Annotated in this window: 2 protein-coding genes; both read left to right on the top strand. The window is 45.5% G+C overall.

Translation table 11 applies throughout. From position 1 onward, the window contains the following. On the top strand, positions 1–224 hold a 224-nt coding region (locus tag AC0L3J_RS37075), incomplete at its 5' end, for a hypothetical protein (RefSeq protein ID WP_473350384.1). Beyond that, positions 224–1,024: phage tail protein (locus tag AC0L3J_RS37070; protein WP_473350383.1), on the top strand; the 801-nt coding region annotated here is incomplete at its 3' end. The genes AC0L3J_RS37075 and AC0L3J_RS37070, both read left to right, overlap by 1 nt.

Below are 1,024 nucleotides of genomic sequence, written 5' to 3'. Positions count from 1 at the left end.
CTGCGCAGTACGGTTTTACCGTCAGGCTGACGGATTCCACAGAAGGCCAGTGGGTTACGCAGGTCAATATTTACGGTATTAAAAATTATCGCAACGCAACGGTGCTGGATAATGTTCTGACGCCGTTACGTGTTTATGAATCGGGTGCGCTGGAATGTTTACTGGAGAAATATAAACCCGCGCATCAGATTTATAAATTTGTTTACCATGACGGAGATAACTAATGTTTTATATTGATAACGACAGCGGCGTAACCGTCATGCCGCCCGTATCCGCCCAGCGTAGTGCTATCGTTCGCTGGTTTTCAGAAGGTGACGGGAATAATGTTATCACATGGCCCGGCATGGACTGGTTTAATATTGTGCAGGCGGAGTTATTAAACACGCTGGAAGAAGCCGGTATTCAACCGGATAAAACAAAATTAAACCAGCTTGCACTGTCCATTAAAGCCATTATGAGCAATAACGCGCTGCTGATAAAAAATAACCTCAGCGAAATTAAAACTGCCGGGGCATCAGCACAGCGTACAGCACGTGAAAATCTGGATATCTATGATGCCAGCCTGAACAAAAAAGGACTCGTTCAGCTAACCAGTGCCACTGACAGCCCCAGTGAAACGCTGGCAGCCACCGCAAAAGCGGTGAAAATTGCAATGGATAATGCCAATGCCCGTCTGGCAAAAGACCGGAACGGAGCAGATATTCCCAATAAGCCGCTGTTTATCCAAAACCTCGGTTTACAGGAAACGGTAAACAGGGCTAGGAACGCCGTGCAAAAGAATGGCGATACCTTGTCCGGTGGGCTTACTTTTGAAAACGACTCAATCCTTGCCTGGATTCGAAATACTGACTGGGCAAAGATTGGATTTAAAAATGATGCCGACAGCGACACTGATTCATACATGTGGTTTGAAACAGGCGACAACGGCAATGAATATTTCAAATGGAGAAGCAAACAAAGCACCACAACAAAAGACCTGATGAATCTTAAATGGGATGCTTTGTCTGTTCTTGTCAATGCCATT

This window comes from Bradyrhizobium sp. Kon37 (assembly GCF_055807535.1).
The sequence above is the reverse complement of the archived record's forward strand: the minus strand, read 5'-3'. Positions and strand labels throughout refer to the sequence as shown.